Genomic DNA, 16,607 nt, shown 5'->3' with positions numbered 1-16,607 from the left:
ATAAATTAATTATTTAAGTGTTTCAAACCGTTCAACAAACAATGCAAGTGTTCGAGCCATTACACCTGTTGCTCCGGAAGGTCCTAGGTCATAGGCTTGAATCGTTGTTGCTGTACCCGCAATATCCAAATGAACCCAAGGTGTATTTTCCGCAAATTCCCCAACAAATGCTCCGCCCATAATGGCGTGTCCTTCACGGCCTGGTGAATTATTGAGATCAGCAATTTTACTGCTTCTTACTCTCTTTTTATCCTTTTCAAATAACGGCAGCTGCCATACAGGTTCGTCAGCTTCATGGGAAGCTTCTAAAATCTGTTCAAACAAAGCTTCATTATTCGTCAATGCACCAGTTGTATTTGTCCCAAGCGCAACAATTACTCCGCCTGTTAAGGTTGCTACATCTACTAAATAGTTAGCTCCATGATGCTTTGCATATGTCACTGCATCTGCTAATGCAAGTCTGCCTTCTGCATCCGTATTTAACACTTCAATGGTTTTACCGCTCATTGATGTAATGACATCATCCGGTTTAAGAGCAGCTCCGCTAATCATGTTATCAGTAGAAGGAATAACAGCTACAACATTTTGTTCAGGCTTTAGTTCACCGATGATTTCCATGGCACCTAAAACGGCTGCTGCTCCTCCCATATCACTTTTCATTCCGACGATCCCATCTTTCGGTTTAATCGAATATCCGCCTGTGTCAAAAGTGATCCCTTTTCCAACCAAGCCGATGACATCTTCCCACTCATCCTTGCCTTGATATTTCAACACAATCATTTTTGGCGGCTCTACAGAACCTTGGTTAACAGCCAATAAAGCACCCATGCCAAGCTTAATCATATCTTCTTTTTCTAAGATTTCTGTTTCAAATTCATAGCGTGCACCCAGTTCTTTGGCATATTCAGCCATATCTGTTGCAGTAAGCATATTGCCTGGAAGATTCACAAGTGTTCTGGCAGAATTCGTCCCCATCCCATATGCATAACCAACTGTTAAAGAAGCTTTTATTTCTTCTGCATCAGTCTCAGAACCGTATACAAAAAGGTGCTCTATTTTTTTCTCTGGTTCATTTGATTTCTCTTTATAGCCTTCAAATTGATATGTTGCTAAAGCAAATGACTCTGTTACAGCGTGTGCAGCATCAATAGAGTCAAGAGAATCTGCAGTAAGTGAATCCAGATAAACTGCTGCTTCGGTCATCTTCGCAGCCTGAACTTGTTTAAACGCTGCTCCTAATGCTTCTCTTAAAAGATCAAAAGTGTATTCCTTTTCTTTTCCCAGACCTACAAAAATGAAGCGTTTGCTTCCAACCTTTTGAAATGTATGTATTTTTGAAATAGCTTTAGGCTTAGCCGAAATGTCTCCATTTTTAACAAGCTCTGTTAGTGCGCCATCAAATGCTTCATCAATACGAGCTAATTTGCCTTCAAATTTCTGTGGCTGATCAAAAAGCCCAATAATTAAGCATTCGTGTTCTGCAGCTAAATTTAATTCTGATTGTACTGTAAACATGTTAACACCCCCAATATTGATAATATTATTATACATAATTATCTGATTTATTTCGACTTCCTAACCATCCAGTTTCAAGAAATCTTTTTTAGCTAGTGTAATTCTGCTCTCATAGTGTCTTTTTGGCTTCAATATAATTTCATATTTTTGTATAAAATAAAAAAGAGTTGATTTATTTGCATGAAGAGAAATAATATTGAAGAATAGTAACTAGAGCAGTGTAAATTTTTCAAAGGTGGTTTTTATGGAATTATTTATGAACTTCCCGTTTTGGTCAGCACTAGCTGCCATCTTCTTTGCCCAATTTGTAAAGGTGCCAATCACATTTATTGCTACAAAAAGATTAGATTGGTCATTGCTGACGAGTACGGGGGGAATGCCAAGTTCACATTCTGCCGCGGTCACCGCATTATCAACTGGTGTCGCACTGGAAGCTGGACTAGATTCCGCTCTGTTCGCTGTATCCGCTGTGTTTGCAATCATCACGATGTTTGATGCTACTGGCGTACGCCGCCAAGCTGGCGAACAGGCTATTGTGCTTAATAAGCTTGTTGCCGATTTTCAAAGGTTTTTAGATGAAGCAAAGGATTGGCAAAAAAAACCTGAACAAGAGAAAAGACAGGAGTTAAAAGAGCTTCTTGGCCATAAGCCGATTGAAGTCCTATTCGGCGGATTAACTGGGGTCTTGCTAACGCTTGTCCTCTATTATTTTTTCGTCATATAGAAAAGATATCCGGCAACAACAAAAAAAGACAGGGAGTTCCTGTCTTTTTTGTTTAGAAATGTACATGTATTATTCTTCTGCAGATTTAATATAAGCTTGACGGAATACCTGCATGGATTCATTTTCATTCAGTGCAGTCAGTTCCTCTTCTGTTAAAGAACCATCGCCCATTTTCACAACATAGACATCTAGCGTCTTCTTTCCCCAATGTTGGTAAACTTCATCAACGGTTTCATAGTAAAGATCCAGTTTATTTCCTTTAATGGCTCCACCTTTATCGGCAACTACCCCATAACCATAGTCAGGGATAAATAAAATGGTTCCAATCGGGAATACATTTAGATCAGCAGCCACTGTTGAATATAAATCACGTTTTACTTTAACACCTGAGTATGTAATACCAAATCCTGGGTGATTAGGATGTTTTCCTGTTGATTCATAATAAGCAGTATAACCTGTAGCAACAACATTTTTTCGCTGATATTGTGACCAATCAATCGACTCTTCCAAAGTTGGAGGCTCTCCAACCACAGGCTCACTTGAAGAGATTTGGGATTCCCCTACTGTTGCTAATTGCAACTTCTTAAAAGCTACTCCAACCGTTTTAAATGTATGTGTTACCTTCTCCATAAGGGAAAATTCATTATTTTCAGCTGCCACTTCAGCAATTTCTCGAGCTTTTACTCCTGAGATCGATTCAAACGTCGTTAATGTTGCACCCATAACTAAAATGGTCATCACAATACGTCTTGTCCAATTTTTTAATGTATTCATACTAAATTTCACTCCTCCCAACCATATTCATTTCCCATCTGAACAGAAAATATTCATAAGTTAAGAGAATAAGCGAAAAAATTTACTATTTTCAAATTATTGAACAATAAGAAAATTCATTAAAAAAAGCTCTGCGCTTTTTGAAAGCAGAGCTATTAAAACATTCGATATCCTTTTTTGCGCAGCAGTTTAATGGTAATGCCAGCTACAATGGCACCTGCCAATCCGCTGCTTAAAATTAAAATATCTGCCATTGCCAAGCTTGATAATTCTGTACCAAGATCTGAAAAAGCAAATCCTGTGTTTGTAAAATATTCTATAAATCGCACCTGATCAATTATTAAAATGGCTATAACTGGATAAATTATTGCCATGATCCAGGACATTCTTAAAAGCATATTCAAAATAAAACCGATTCCAAAAAATAAAACAAAAAATAAAAGCATGGAAATTGGCAACACAAATATGGTCATCTGCATTAGTATTTGTCCCCCTTAGCACATCAATATTTAGTGTACTGAAAAAAATAGAGTTTCGTCAACTAAAATTGGGAGGAAAGGGAGATTTCTCTAACTTAGAAGTGAGAATCCATCATGAACTCGAAACAAAAAGCCCTCAATTTGAGAGCTTTATTAAACGCAACTAACTATCGCTACTGTTAACTTTTTTTCTTTCCTGACCCTCCGCAGCAGGAGCATGTTTCTGACCCGCCAAGCAAGAGTTGAAAATAACCCTTTCCTGAACAATATGGACAATTTTTTGTATCATAGCTGTTTGATTTCATTGCGTTGTCATCTCCTCTTACTACTGAATTTTCTGATAATATATCAAGGATCAGACCATTTGGAAAGGCTTAATTTTAACTGAAAACCTTTACTGTAAACGCATACAACTACTTATTGCATTGTTTTTCTTTTATTATCGTAATATTTCGGAAAATTATAAAAATAATTTATATGCCGTATATGAAAACTGATTTCCTGGATTTATGTTTTCAATTGCCTGCTGCATGATCTCTTCTGATCGGTTTAATAAATGCTTTAGCATAATGGAGGATTCAGTTTGATTAACAATGTAATCAGGTTTTATAAACGTTGCTTCTTCTATTTCTTTTTCCTGAATTGTAATATTTTTTTCTGCTATGGGCTCCAATAAAAAGATCAGCATATTATCACTAATTTCCTCTTTTATAACCCCTGTTCTTAAACCAATCATTCCTTTTACCTTGCAGGCAATTCCAGTTTCCTCGAAAACCTCTCTCACTGCAGCAGCATCTGCTGTTTCTCCTTCATGGACAAAGCCAGCTGGGATCGACCACATCCCTTTTAGACCGCCATATTTTTTCTTTACTACAAGCCATTCTCCTTGCTCCGAAATGACTAAACCAGCTGCTGCAAGCCAAACCTTCCCCCTCTTGCTCATCTATATTCCTCCCTGACTGCAATTTTTCATCTTCTTTAATAAACAGTTTAACATAGATAAAAATAGTAATTTACAGTTGAAATAATATGAGATCACAGGTCAATTTATAGGTAGTTTTATTTCTTGATATATATTTACTGGATATTAGTGATATAGCTGTATATTTTTTTAAATGGGAAATTAGGGTAGACACAGAGCAAGATGTGATTGCTTATTCTAGATATTGGTTATTAAGATGGATTTGAGACGAAGCTGGACCTTCTTATCCAGATATTGGTGGTACATGGCGTGATTTGAGCAGAAACACGACTCTGTTATCCAGATATTGGTGTTTCGTGACGTGATTAAAGTGAAAACCTAGATTTTGCTTCCACACAGAGCGATTATCTCCAAAACTAGACTCTTTTTCAAAGATTCAAGCCAAACACAGCCTATTAGAGCCTAACCACCCTACCCAAAAACTATAACATACAGCTCACACCATCTCTCACCTAATCCACCGAGAACTCTCCCAACAAAAAAAAGAGCAGACCATGCACAGTCTGCTCTCCCTCATTTATTATAAAAAGTTAAATTTACCTTTTTTCAATACAAGGCCTGCTCCGCCGATCATGTAAAGTGAGCGGTTATCAACCACTTTTTTCATGAAGGAAGCTTTTTTCCCTACTAATTTTTTGCCGAAAACAACACCAATTGCATCGTTTTCTCCTAAAGAACAAACTGTACCTTTAATATCTGGCTTGAAGTTTTCTAAAGGCTTGTTATGAATAAGTGCAGCAATATTTTTTGCACAAGTCTCACCTTGCTGCATCGCAATTTGTGCAGTAGGAGGATATGGGCGATTAATTTCTTCATTAATCATTAGTGAGCAGTCACCGATGACAAAGATATTCTCATGCTCTGGTACTCGCAGATCAAGATTTACTTTTACACGGCCGCGCATTGCTTCGATACCTGATTTCTCAATAATCCCGTTACCACGGATACCAGCTGCCCATACAACTGTACCAGCTTTAATCTCCTCAGGCTCTTCTTCACCTTTAGCAACGATAATTCCTTCAGGAGTAGCTTCTTTAATCGCTGTGCCGATACGGAATTCAACACCCTTTTTCTCAAGGTGTGCTACTGCATATTCCACTAGATCCGGATCAAATCCTGGAAGAACCATTGGTGCAGCTTCGACACAGATGATTTTTACTTTGTGAATATCAATATCATACTCATGGCATAGCTCAGGAATACGGTTTCCTAACTCACCAAGGAATTCAATTCCAGTAAAGCCAGCTCCGCCTACTACGATTGTAAGGCGTTCGTCTTTTTTCTCTTCTTCTGTATGGTATGTTGCAAATTGCAGTTCAATATGCTCACGGATTTGGCGTGCAGCATTTACATTTATAATGGAAAATGCATACTCTTTTAAGCCTTTAATGCCAAATGTTTCAGATTCTCCGCCTAGTGCAACTACTAAATAGTCATACTCTACTTCGCCGTTTTCAAGCAATACTTTCTTTTCTTCTTTCTTGATTTCTACGGCAGTTCCTTGAATAAACTCAACCTTGTTTCGGTCAATTACACCCGAAATATCATATCTTACACGATCATGATGAAGTGTTCCTGCTGATGCTTCATGCAGCCACGTCGTTTCATAATGGTAATCATTTTTATTTATTAATACGATGTCAGCTTCATTTGTCCCTACAGCCTTTTGAAGGCGAGTAGCAGTCATTAATCCGCCGTAACCTGCACCTAGAATTACTATTTTTGGCTTTCTCAAGTCTATCACTTCCACCTTTTAATTTTTTGCGTAACATTATGTTCCGCAATTTTATACTATTTTATTTTACAAAAAACAGAAAAAGATTGTGATCCAATTCACGAACATGGACAAAAAAATGTTCCAAAATTGTCACAGAAAATTAACATTAATACTCCCATTTCATATTATGCTACTTTCAAATGTTTTTCAAGATAAAATCATACTTTATTAATTTTTAGACTAATCAGAAAAGATTGTGTTACAAGATTAAGAAATGGTGAGCAAAAGACGTATTTATGGTAATATTAATGAAAGTGAAAAATACATATTTGGAGGGATTAACTTTGAGTGAAGATCTAAAAGTTTATGATATAACCATTATTGGCGGAGGACCAACAGGACTTTTCACTGCTTTTTACGGCGGTATGAGACAGGCATCCGTTAAAATTATTGAAAGCTTGCCGCAGCTTGGCGGACAATTAAGTGCACTATATCCTGAAAAATATATCTATGATGTTGCCGGCTTTCCAAAAGTTCGTGCACAAGAACTAGTAGATAATTTAAAAGAACAAATGGCAAAGTTTGAACCAACTATTTGCTTAGAAGAAGCTGTTGAGCAGCTTGAAAAGCAGGCTGATGGTACCTTTAAATTAACAACAGATAAAGATGTGCATTATACAAAAGCTATTATCATTACTGCCGGAAATGGTGCGTTCCAGCCTCGCAGACTTGAATTAGAAAGTGCGAAGGAATATGAAGGAAAAAATCTTCATTACTTTATTGATGATCTTAATTCGTTTGCCGGCAAAAAGGTTGTTGTATTCGGCGGCGGAGATTCGGCTGTTGACTGGGCTTTAATGCTTGAACCAATTGCTGAAAAAGTAACCATTGTACACCGTCGTGACAAGTTCCGCGCTCATGAGCACAGTGTTGAAAACCTTCATAATTCAAAAGTTGAAGTAAAAACACCATATGTGCCGTCTGAACTAATTGGAAATGATGAAGGTGTTCATCAGGTCGTGTTAGAGAATGTAACAAGCAAAGAAAAAGAAGTTTTCGATGTGGATGCTGTCATTGTAAACTACGGTTTCGTCTCTTCCTTAGGTCCAATCAAAGAGTGGGGATTAAATATTGAAAAGAATTCCATCGTTGTTAATTCAAAAATGGAGACAAACATCGAAGGTATTTATGCTGCAGGTGACATCTCAACTTATGATGGGAAAGTGAAACTAATTGCAAGCGGATTTGGTGAGGCACCAACAGCGGTAAATAACGCGAAATCATATATTGATCCAAAAGCAAGAGTACAGCCATTACACAGTACTTCTTTATTTGATAAATAATTTTCATATAAAAAACTCCGAAAGGCTAAGCCTTCCGGAGTTTTTTTCGATTAGATCCAAGATCTTCTGCGCTTATGGCAGCAGCAGTCTCTATCATCATCGTTGTTGTCATCCTCTGCACCAGCGACAAGGTCATTGATTAAGCAGCGGCGAACAGCACGGCAAAGATCTTCGCCATCAATATGAGCATGCACCTTCACCTTAAAATTATCGTCAAAAGCTCCTGCAACATTTCCGTTATTATTACGGCATCCCATAATAACAACTCCCTTCCTCTTATTTTGTTTTACAATGTATCTTATGTAAGAGGAGGACAAGCTGCAAAGGCTAGCATCCAGCAAACGTAAAAATGTGCTTGTACATATTAATTTTCTAAAGAAAATTGAAAAAGCGGGAGAGTAATATAAAAAGTAGTTCCCTCACCTTCTTGGCTTTCTGCCCAGATTATTCCTTTATGGACCGTAATAATCTCCTTGCAGATGCTTAAGCCTAGACCATGACCTTTCTTTTTGTTGTCCCCGTAGCTATTTGTATAATCACGGTCAAAAATAAAGGGAAGAACATCAGCCGGTATACCCTGACCGCTATCACGAATCATTATTAATAATTCATTAACTCCTTGTAATCTAAATGACAGGATAATTTCACCAGACCCAGTATACTTTTTGGCATTGTTTATAATATTTGCAAATACTTGCCGTATTCTTTCAGGATCCACACCGATCATATAGTCTTCTATCTCTTCATTTATGAGTACATTCTCTATACGAAAAGCTAAATGTTCTCCGAGCTGCTCATTCTTATATCTATTTTTAATATAAGCAATAAATTGCGATAGCGGGATATAGTCAATATCAAATTGTAAGCGGCCAGACTCTGCCTGCGACAATTCAAATAAATCCTGAATAAGCTCCTCCAATTCATTAGACCTTTCGAGTGCCTTGCCAATTAGAAAGTTCTTTTCCTGCTCATCCCTGGCAAGTCCGTTCATGACTGCTTCTAAATAGCCGCTGATGACGTTTACTGGCGTGCGAAGATCATGAGATATGTTCGCTAGAAAATGTTTTCTCTTTTGCTCAACTTCCTCTAGCTTCATGTTAATTTTTTCTAACGACTGATTTGCATTCAGTAATTGCTCCGTTTTCTCAGCTACAGCTTTTTCCATTCTTTCATAGACATAAGCATTTTCAATTGAAATGGATAATTGAGTTGCCAAAATTGAAAGCAGTTTCGTCTTTTCCTCTGTAAAAACATGTGATGCATGCCTGTTTTCTAAATATAAGACACCGATCACTTCACCCTTTCGCATAATGGGATTGCAGAATAGTGATTTCGTTTGAGATTCTTTAATATATGGATCTTTTATAAATAATCCTTCTGCCGCTGCATGATGAAGAACCACGTAATCGCTGCTTGCTTTCACATAAGCCACAACCTTTTCAGCCAGCAGATTCTTTCCTGTAATCGGCAGATCACGGTAACGTTCAGCTTCAGTTTCATTTACGTTTTTGCATTCTCCGACAAAGAAAGTATCCTTTCTTCTGTATAAGATAAAACCTCGATCAGCACCGGCATATTCCATAGCAACGCCAAGTAGCTTGGAGGCAAGCTTTGACATAGTCATTTCATTGGAAATGCTTTGTGCTGCACCCTGCAATGCTGCATGGACATCGTAATAGGCTTGAGGCTCTACCTGAATAGGGACAGATATCCTTTTAGAATCAACATCTAATTGCTGTCTCTTAAATCCTGCTCCCCATTTTTCATAAAGATTGACAGCACCTTCGAAATAAGGCTGTGCGAGTTTTACATAGCCTAATTCTTTAAGATAATAGCCGGCACATTCATTGGCAATCGCACCATCTTGAATGAATCCATTCTCCTCTGCAAGCCGAATGCTTTCATCATACAACGCAAGTAATTTCGTACTAATGCCACCATCTGTTATTCTCTGTTTTTCTGCCTTCATTAATAAGAGTTTATGCTTATAGTTCTGAGGGGATAGCTTTGCCCATCTTTCAAGCTTTTTTAAACTCTTTCGCCATTCTCCCTTATATGCTCTGCCTATTTCAGAATCCTTTGTACACCACAAGGCGAGATAATAATAATACTCGGGCACTATGACAAGCGTAAGCCGATTGCTGACTAGTGGACTTAGCTCTTGTAAAATGGCTGCCGCATAATCCCTTTGATGGAATAGATACGCCATTTGCAGGCGAATCGTATAATGCATAATTTTAGCAGAGTCATCCTCTAAGACAGGCTGCATTTCCCAATGATAATGGGGATGATTACTTTGCAGCATGCTTGTCCAATGTTTTATTTCATTTAAAAAACCAATTGAAATGGGATATTGTATTGTATTGATAAATTGAATCTGCTGATTAACACGAGTTAAAACGGTGTCCAGCTGTGCTCCCTGGATGAGCATGGATACGACTATAAAGGAACTGTTTGCTCCTGCGAGATGCATGTTTCCCGCATCAAGACAATAGCGCTGGGAGCTTTCCATGTATGTAACATTTTTGCTTATATGGGAATGCCATTGATTCACAAAGCTTCCATATACAAAGTGAACACGGCCTTTAATTCCCACATCGCCAAAATACTCTGATAGTTCTAAAGCAAGCTTGCCATACAGTACACTTCCTTGAAAGTCTTTAAATCCGGAACTCAGAATGAGCGCATAATTATTGATGACAAGGGCGCTAATATTGGCAATTCCATGCTTAAGCGTATAACGGACAGCCCTCAGCATTAAAAGGGCAGCTAAATTCTGGTTGATATGATAGGCAGCCGAATTCATGGTGATCAACGTATTCAGCACTTGTTTTTCATCATTATTAAGTTCCGGTAGTTTTAGTATTTGCTCCCTTTTTCGCTTGCTGAGCGCCAGACGAACCAGCAAAAACTCTTTGGCTACATCTCCTTTTGTCAGTTTCTCTGGAAACGTTATCCCATAAAGCTTTAATCCTTCTAATCCTGCCTGAATCGACTCCTCGACTCGATGCATATGTGTATACAATATCATTTTAGAATTATATATTTCGAGCTGATCTGCTTTCTTTTTTGTATAACTCAGCAGTTCGTTGAAGGTTTGCTCCGCCTCAGAAAATTGGCTTGTTACGTACTGGCATTCTCCCAATCCCTTCATGAGTCTATAGGTTAAGTGATCATCATTGCCTGAAGAGGCCTCATTAAATAAATGCTGTGCGTATTCATAATAAGCAAGTGCTTCTGAATGCGCCGATGCATTTTTAGCCTTTTCTGCCGCAATAATGTTCCACTCTCTTAATTGTTGTTTTTCATGTGAAGTTAGTTTATCTTGAACTCTATTTAAGTGGTTAACCACTGTGAAAATATCGTTTTTAATGGAGGATTTATGCTTACAGAGCAGTCGCCCAATAGTAAGATGTGCTGCTTCTTTTTCGTCATTTGTCATCATTTCATAGAATGCCTGCTGAACTCGGTCATGCAAGAAAGTGTAATAGAGGGGTTCTTCTTCAACCATTGCTTCAGCTTCTTCACGATAAATCCATTTATACGATACACTGGTCGGCAAAACCATCCCAGCTTCAAGGGTATCCCATACCTGCTCAGCTGTTACTTCCAGCGATGCTCCAGAAATAATAGATAATGTTTTTAGGTCAAAACGATTTCCAATACAAGAAGCCAACTGTAATATATTTTGAACATGCGAAGGCAGCATCTCAATTCGCCCAATTAAGAAGGATAGGATATTTTCATCAACGTAGCTATCTTTATACTTCTCATCAATACGCCATTTCCGCTGCTCTGGAAGAAGTGTAATGAGTCCATCATCCTCATAGGATTTCAATAGCTGTCTGATATAAAATGGATTTCCTTGTGTGATCCGATAAATATGAACAGATAATTCCTCAATATGTGTTCCCTTGTCACAGAAGGACTCTTCCAGCCATAATGTCACCTGATTTTGGGCAAGGTTTCTAACTGGGATACTAGAGAAAAGGATATTTTTTTCCTTTAATAGATTCATTGTTTTATTAAAAGGATGCTGTTCACTTATCTCATTTTCACGAAAAGCAGCAATGATCATAAAATATCTGCAATCTGACTGTGTCAGCATATATTCAATCCATTCCAGCGATGCAATATCTGCCCATTGCAAATCATCAAGAAATAAGACGAGTGGATGATCCTTCGTTGCACAGATATTTATAAATTGCTGAAAAGTATATAGCTGCAGACGCTGTGTATCAAGTAATGATCGATTATAGGCAGTACCCGACTTTCCAATCAGCCAGGCAAGTTCTGGCAAAATAGCTGTGAGAGAAGCAGAGTGTACAGACAATCCTTCTGTTATTTTCCGCTTCCAGATCTCAACTTGTTCATTATTCTCGGTCAGAAACTGGCGAATGAGTGATTGAAAGGCAGAAAGGATTGGCGCAAAAGGAACTGTTCTATTCATTTGCTCAAATTTTCCTGAAATAAAATATCCTTTTTCTTTAATCAATGGTTTATGAATCTCATTTACGAGTGCTGTCTTCCCAATCCCAGCCTCTCCTGGAATAAGCAATAGGCTTCTTCCGCCATTTGCTACATGCGCAAAAGCTCTATGAATTTGTGAAATTTCTTTTTCCCGTCCATATAATCGACCAGCCTTTTCAAAAACGAGCCCATGGTCATGTTGTCCAATCGCAATACTTGGAATGTTTCCGAATGCATGATATTGGCTAATGGCATATCCTAAATCTTCCCTCAGACCCCAAGCGCTTTTATAGCGATTGTCTGGTGTCTTTTCTAATAATTTTAAAATAATTTCTCCAATTATTTCAGGTAAATCAGGAAGCTGCAGACTTGGATGTTTAGGTCTTTTGGCAAGGTGTGCATGAACAAGCTGGCTATGCTCAGCCATATTGAAAGGCAATTGACCGGTAAACAGCTCGTATAACACCACCCCTAAGGAATACAGGTCAGATCGATAATCAATGGGCTTATTCATTCTCCCTGTCTGCTCTGGAGACATATACAAAGGATGATTTTCAAATACTTGATGCTGGCTAGAGATGGCATAGCTTTCTTGTTTTAAAAAGGTGGCATATGTTAAACCTGTTATTTTAACTTCTAATGTGGATTCTGAAAGAAGAATCTGCATGGAATTTATATTTTTATGAATCATTCCATACCGATGCAGTGCAGAGAGGGCATTTGCTAAATGGTATGAGATCTTCAGTTTTTCAAGCAGAGGCAGCTTTGTTTGTTTTAATATTTCTGCTAAGGGGATGCCTTGGAAATATTCATATATAAAATAGTAGACCGAATGATGCTGCAGGATCTCAATTGGCCGCAGGATCATTTCCGGGATTTTTTCACTCATATGAAATTCATGAAGGGATGCAGCAATTTCCTTCTTATCTGGAAATTCCTTTTTGAAGGTTTTGATTAAAACCTGCTTCCCTTTATTTGATAGCCCTTTAAAAAAGACGCTATCATACAGTTCAATTTCAATCTCCAGCAGCTGATAGTCGCCAATACGGTTCTTTTTGTCCAAATACGTACACCTCATGTTTAGAAGAACTTTAATATCACTTTAACTAAACTTTAACTTTCAACTTTATAATATAGATACAATGAAAACATTTTCAATGGAGGCTTAAGATGGCAAATTTGATGAAATCTGATCACACTGAAATGTCTAAAGAGCAATTTGAAGAATGGTATATACTCCTTCTTGAAGCCAAAAAAATGGGATTGACTATTGAGGATATACGCAAATTTTTCAGAACATCGATCACTGGTCTCCGCTGAATTTATAGCCCAAACCTCTTACAGTTAAAATAAACTCCGGTTTACTGGGATCCTTTTCTATTTTCTTTCTCAGATTACTGATATGTACCATTACAGTACGATAGTCACCTAAGCTTTCTTCACCCCATATTTTGTCAAATATCCGTTCTAGACTGAATACTCGATTGGGATTTTCAGCTAAGAAGCATAACAGCAAGAATTCCTTAGTTGATAATGTAATTTCTTTTCCGCCTTTTTTCACTGTACATTGTTCTTTTTCAATAATTAAATCCCCAAACATAAGAACATGCTGTAATTCTTGTACACTTGAATCCTTAGGCACGCTTGTTAATTCGCGATAACGGCGCAAATGTGCCTTTACTTTCGCCACAAGAACACTTGGATTAAAAGGCTTATAAATATAGTCATCACCGCCAATGCGATGTCCCAAAATCGTATCCACATCATCACTTCTGCCTGTGACAAACAAAATTGGAACTTTTGTATATTGTCTTAAGCTCTGGCAAACTTCAAACCCATCCAAATCTGGCAAGTTAACATCTAAAATAATCAGACCGGGCTGTTGTTCTGCTGCGATCTTTAATGCTTCTTTGCCTGAATTGGCAAAATGCAGCCTGAAACCTTCTTTTTGGAGATAAAGTCTTTGCAGATTTTGAATGTCTTGATCATCATCAACAAGAAGTATGGTCTCTTTCGTCATCTATGGCTTTCGTCCTTTCTTCACCCTGCTTTAAACCCTTTATTTCCCACAATTATATAATATTTGGATATACTTCTCATTATTTTTTACGTTATTTTCATATGCTTTTTCTCTGTATGGAGGAACCTATAAATCTATTATTCCATATCCAGGAGTTAATTCCTTCCTAGTTAGAAATGTTGTTCCATTAATTGAATGAATCTCTAATAAAAAAAGAGACTGGGACAAAACGAATAAACCTTTCTAAAACACGAACTTTCGATATCTTGGTTTGGGTATTTAAACAAGTCCGCTCCATTGCGCTGCGGACCCTCGCTTTCCGTGGGGAGGAAGCTGAGCCTCCTCGGCACGCTGCACTGCCCCCCTATTGTTGGACACTCCAACAATAGGAGGCGAACTCATAAATGACTCATCTTACCAAGGAAAAGAAACTTCAAATTGCTAAACGTTATTTAAACGAAATGATTAGTTATCGAGAACTAGCGAATCAGGTGGGCGTAGATCATTCCACTCTCCGTTACTGGGTGCTGCTCGTTCGTTACCATGGGGATCAGGCTTTTTCCTTTCCCTATACAAACTATCCTTCTGCCTTTAAAATGAGGGTAATTCAATTTATCACGGAAAAGAATTACTCCATTCGAGAGGCATCCGCGATTTTCCATCTCCCTGATCCATCTATGCTTCGCAAGTGGAAGAAAACGTGGGAGACAGCTGGAGTAGGTGCCCTTGAACCAAAAGAAAAGGGGCTTTCTATTATGACATCTAATCAGAGGAAAAATAAGGACAAGAGTAACTCTCAGAATCCATCGGTAGAAGAGCTGATAGAAGAACTGGAATACCTTCGTATGGAGAACGCGTATTTAAAAAAGCTGAAAGCCTTAGTTCAGAAAGAACAATCACCAACCAATATAAAGCGAAAGTAATATATGAACTAAGGAAGGACTTCCCGGTGATTAAAATGATCAAAATAGCCAAGATGCCTAGAAGCACTTACTACAGCTTCATAAAAAAGTGGAATCAACCAGATCCTGACCGCAAATGGAAAAGAAGAATTTCATTCATTTACCGCAAACACTCAGGTCGGTTTGGATATCGCCGCATTACGGACGTGCTTCAGGAAAAAGGATATCAGATCAACAAAAAGAAAGTACTTCGAATAATGAGAGATCTAGGGCTTAAATGCATGGTGCGTATGAAAAAGTATAAATCGTATAAAGGGGAAGTTGGAAAAGCAGCTCCAAACATCCTTAACCGTGACTTCCGTGCCCAGAAACCGAACCAAAAGTGGGTGACGGACATTACAGAATTTAAAGTGTTTGGAGAGAAGCTTTATCTTTCTCCCATTTTAGATCTATTTAATAGCGAGGTCATCACCTATACACTCCAATCAAGGCCGACGTTTGATTTGGTCGATAGGATGTTGGCCCAAGGATTAAAATACGTAAAAGAAGGCGATGAGCTCTTACTACATTCCGACCAGGGATGGCACTATCGAATGCCCAAATACCGAAGGACGCTAAAAGAACATAAGATTACACAAAGCATGTCTAGAAAAGGAAACTGTCTTGACAATTCTGTCATGGAAAACTTTTTTGGGATCTTAAAATCAGAGTTTCTTTATTTACAAGAGTTTGAAAGTATCGAGCATTTTAAAGCCGAGTTAGAAAAATACATCTATTACTACAACCACTTGAGAATTAAATCAAGATTAAATCGGAAAAGTCCAGTAGCTTATCGGGTTAGTACTGAAGTAGTAGCTGCTTAAGCTTAAATATAAGTGTCCAATTTTATGGGTCCAGTGCACACGCCTGCGGGGTCTCACCCTTTCCTCTATTGCCCACTGGAGTCGAGTGTCCTCCGCTCCATTTCACTCATGCTAATAAAATACATTTTATAATCGTAAAAAAAACCGAATGGTTAGAAAGATGACTTCCTAACCATTCGGTTCTATGAGAGTGTTAAATACTTATGTCCCAGCTTCTTTTTGGTGTTCATTATTAACATTCCTCGGGGGTTCCAGTGTTTGCTGCTGTTCTAAATGATGAACCACAGCCGCAATTTGCGATTGCGTTTGGATTTTCAATGGTAAACCCGCCGCCCATCATACTTTGTTTGAAATCAATTTTTGTACCATTTAAAATCGGTGCATCCTCTGAACTTACTACGACAGGAATGCCAAATTGCTCAAAGAAAAGATCCTTTTCCTCTTGTTCATGAGTGAAGCCCATGCCGTAGGATAAACCACTGCATCCTCCGCCTTTTACCGCAACACGCAGAAAAGCGTTCTCCTCCTCATTATGTTTCATCATGTCTTTTATATGAAGAGCAGCGGCTTCCGTTAAAATGACAACATCATTCATCGTAAACCCTCCTTAAAAATAAATGCCTTTCCCTTTAGTATATACAGTATTTTTATGTTCCTCAACTAATCTTGTTTATTGCAGAAAGAATAAATTTTTGAATCCATCATTCACACACACCAATCTATGTTTCATATACAAATCCAGGTGTATTTTATTGGGTATAAATTACTACTTTTTTCACATGAAAAACAAACACTTTTTTCTCTCATCACTTCATTTA

At 38.0% G+C, this 16,607-nt stretch carries 14 protein-coding genes; 4 read left to right on the top strand and 10 right to left on the bottom strand.

The window, feature by feature from the left end; translation table 11 throughout:
- Positions 1-9: 9 nt before the first annotated feature.
- Positions 10-1,515 (bottom strand): leucyl aminopeptidase, encoded by a 1,506-nt coding sequence (locus tag A6754_RS05005; RefSeq protein ID WP_066442803.1) that lies wholly within the window; start codon positions 1,513-1,515, stop codon positions 10-12.
- 244 nt (positions 1,516-1,759) lie between these two features.
- On the opposite strand from A6754_RS05005, the gene A6754_RS05000 reads away from it, so the two are divergent.
- Complete coding sequence (locus A6754_RS05000) at positions 1,760-2,239, top strand: divergent PAP2 family protein (protein ID WP_066442802.1); 480 nt, start codon at positions 1,760-1,762, stop codon at positions 2,237-2,239.
- A 69-nt stretch (positions 2,240-2,308) separates the two neighbouring features.
- On the opposite strand, the gene spsC is transcribed toward A6754_RS05000, so the two are convergent.
- The 5 genes from spsC to A6754_RS04980 form a co-directional block, all read right to left on the bottom strand.
- Positions 2,309-3,013, bottom strand: coding sequence for a stationary phase survival protein SpsC (spsC, locus tag A6754_RS04995; protein ID WP_066442801.1), 705 nt, complete (start codon positions 3,011-3,013; stop codon positions 2,309-2,311).
- Between the two features lie 155 nt (positions 3,014-3,168).
- The gene (locus A6754_RS04990; protein ID WP_066442800.1) at positions 3,169-3,492 is read right to left on the bottom strand and encodes a YuiB family protein; all 324 of its coding nucleotides are present in this window, start codon (positions 3,490-3,492) and stop codon (positions 3,169-3,171) included.
- 179 nt (positions 3,493-3,671) lie between these two features.
- The gene (locus tag A6754_RS22900; RefSeq protein ID WP_161598880.1) at positions 3,672-3,797 is read right to left on the bottom strand and encodes a YuiA family protein; all 126 of its coding nucleotides are present in this window, start codon (positions 3,795-3,797) and stop codon (positions 3,672-3,674) included.
- Between the two features lie 155 nt (positions 3,798-3,952).
- Positions 3,953-4,435 carry an NUDIX domain-containing protein gene (locus A6754_RS04985; RefSeq protein WP_066442799.1) on the bottom strand — a complete coding sequence of 161 codons (483 nt, stop codon included), beginning with the start codon at positions 4,433-4,435 and terminating at the stop codon, positions 3,953-3,955.
- A gap of 559 nt (positions 4,436-4,994) precedes the next feature.
- Positions 4,995-6,209: an NAD(P)/FAD-dependent oxidoreductase gene (locus A6754_RS04980; protein ID WP_066442798.1), complete on the bottom strand. Its 1,215-nt coding sequence runs from the start codon at positions 6,207-6,209 to the stop codon at positions 4,995-4,997.
- Positions 6,210-6,535: 326 nt separating this feature from the next.
- Between A6754_RS04980 and A6754_RS04975 the strand changes: the two genes are divergently transcribed.
- Complete coding sequence (locus tag A6754_RS04975) at positions 6,536-7,534, top strand: NAD(P)/FAD-dependent oxidoreductase (RefSeq protein WP_066442797.1); 999 nt, start codon at positions 6,536-6,538, stop codon at positions 7,532-7,534.
- A 50-nt stretch (positions 7,535-7,584) separates the two neighbouring features.
- On the opposite strand, the gene A6754_RS04970 is transcribed toward A6754_RS04975, so the two are convergent.
- A complete protein-coding gene (locus tag A6754_RS04970; RefSeq protein ID WP_066442796.1) occupies positions 7,585-7,791 on the bottom strand; it encodes a hypothetical protein in 207 nt (68 codons plus the stop codon).
- Between the two features lie 107 nt (positions 7,792-7,898).
- Entirely contained in the window at positions 7,899-13,067 is a 5,169-nt protein-coding gene (locus A6754_RS04965) for an AAA family ATPase (RefSeq protein ID WP_066442795.1), read from the bottom strand.
- A gap of 107 nt (positions 13,068-13,174) precedes the next feature.
- Here A6754_RS04965 and A6754_RS22285 point away from each other — a divergent pair, with 107 nt between their 5' ends.
- Complete coding sequence (locus A6754_RS22285; protein WP_082851611.1) at positions 13,175-13,324, top strand: anti-repressor SinI family protein; 150 nt, start codon at positions 13,175-13,177, stop codon at positions 13,322-13,324.
- Here the strand turns inward: A6754_RS22285 and A6754_RS04960 are convergent.
- Positions 13,308-14,024 carry a response regulator transcription factor gene (locus A6754_RS04960; RefSeq protein ID WP_066442794.1) on the bottom strand — a complete coding sequence of 239 codons (717 nt, stop codon included), beginning with the start codon at positions 14,022-14,024 and terminating at the stop codon, positions 13,308-13,310. The genes A6754_RS22285 and A6754_RS04960 overlap by 17 nt on opposite strands.
- A gap of 404 nt (positions 14,025-14,428) precedes the next feature.
- Here A6754_RS04960 and A6754_RS22280 point away from each other — a divergent pair.
- Positions 14,429-15,789 (top strand): IS3 family transposase gene (locus A6754_RS22280; RefSeq protein WP_371806953.1). Its coding sequence is split into 2 segments (ribosomal slippage): positions 14,429-14,894 and positions 14,894-15,789, totalling 1,362 coding nucleotides; the frame shifts between segments, so codons are not numbered across the junction.
- 232 nt (positions 15,790-16,021) lie between these two features.
- Here A6754_RS22280 and A6754_RS04945 read toward each other — a convergent pair.
- Positions 16,022-16,384, bottom strand: a complete 363-nt coding sequence (locus A6754_RS04945; protein WP_066442793.1) for a HesB/IscA family protein — start codon at positions 16,382-16,384, stop codon at positions 16,022-16,024.
- Positions 16,385-16,607 lie beyond the last annotated feature (223 nt).

This window comes from Cytobacillus gottheilii (assembly GCF_001636345.1).
In the GTDB taxonomy this organism is placed as follows: Bacteria; Bacillota; Bacilli; order Bacillales; family Cytobacillaceae; genus Cytobacillus; species Cytobacillus gottheilii.
This window is presented reverse-complemented; position numbering and strand designations above follow the sequence as displayed.

Bases quoted from the DNA above. Each gene is read 5' to 3' on its own strand.
- A6754_RS05005 (WP_066442803.1), bottom strand. From the start codon at position 1,515: ATGTTTACAGTACAATCAGAATTAAATTTAGCTGCAGAACACGAATGC.
- A6754_RS05000 (WP_066442802.1), top strand. From the start codon at position 1,760: ATGGAATTATTTATGAACTTCCCGTTTTGGTCAGCACTAGCTGCCATC.
- spsC (WP_066442801.1), bottom strand. From the start codon at position 3,013: ATGAATACATTAAAAAATTGGACAAGACGTATTGTGATGACCATTTTA.
- A6754_RS04990 (WP_066442800.1), bottom strand. From the start codon at position 3,492: ATGCAGATGACCATATTTGTGTTGCCAATTTCCATGCTTTTATTTTTT.
- A6754_RS22900 (WP_161598880.1), bottom strand. From the start codon at position 3,797: ATGAAATCAAACAGCTATGATACAAAAAATTGTCCATATTGTTCAGGA.
- A6754_RS04985 (WP_066442799.1), bottom strand. From the start codon at position 4,435: ATGAGCAAGAGGGGGAAGGTTTGGCTTGCAGCAGCTGGTTTAGTCATT.
- A6754_RS04970 (WP_066442796.1), bottom strand. From the start codon at position 7,791: ATGGGATGCCGTAATAATAACGGAAATGTTGCAGGAGCTTTTGACGAT.
- A6754_RS22285 (WP_082851611.1), top strand. From the start codon at position 13,175: ATGGCAAATTTGATGAAATCTGATCACACTGAAATGTCTAAAGAGCAA.
- A6754_RS04960 (WP_066442794.1), bottom strand. From the start codon at position 14,024: ATGACGAAAGAGACCATACTTCTTGTTGATGATGATCAAGACATTCAA.
- A6754_RS04945 (WP_066442793.1), bottom strand. From the start codon at position 16,384: ATGAATGATGTTGTCATTTTAACGGAAGCCGCTGCTCTTCATATAAAA.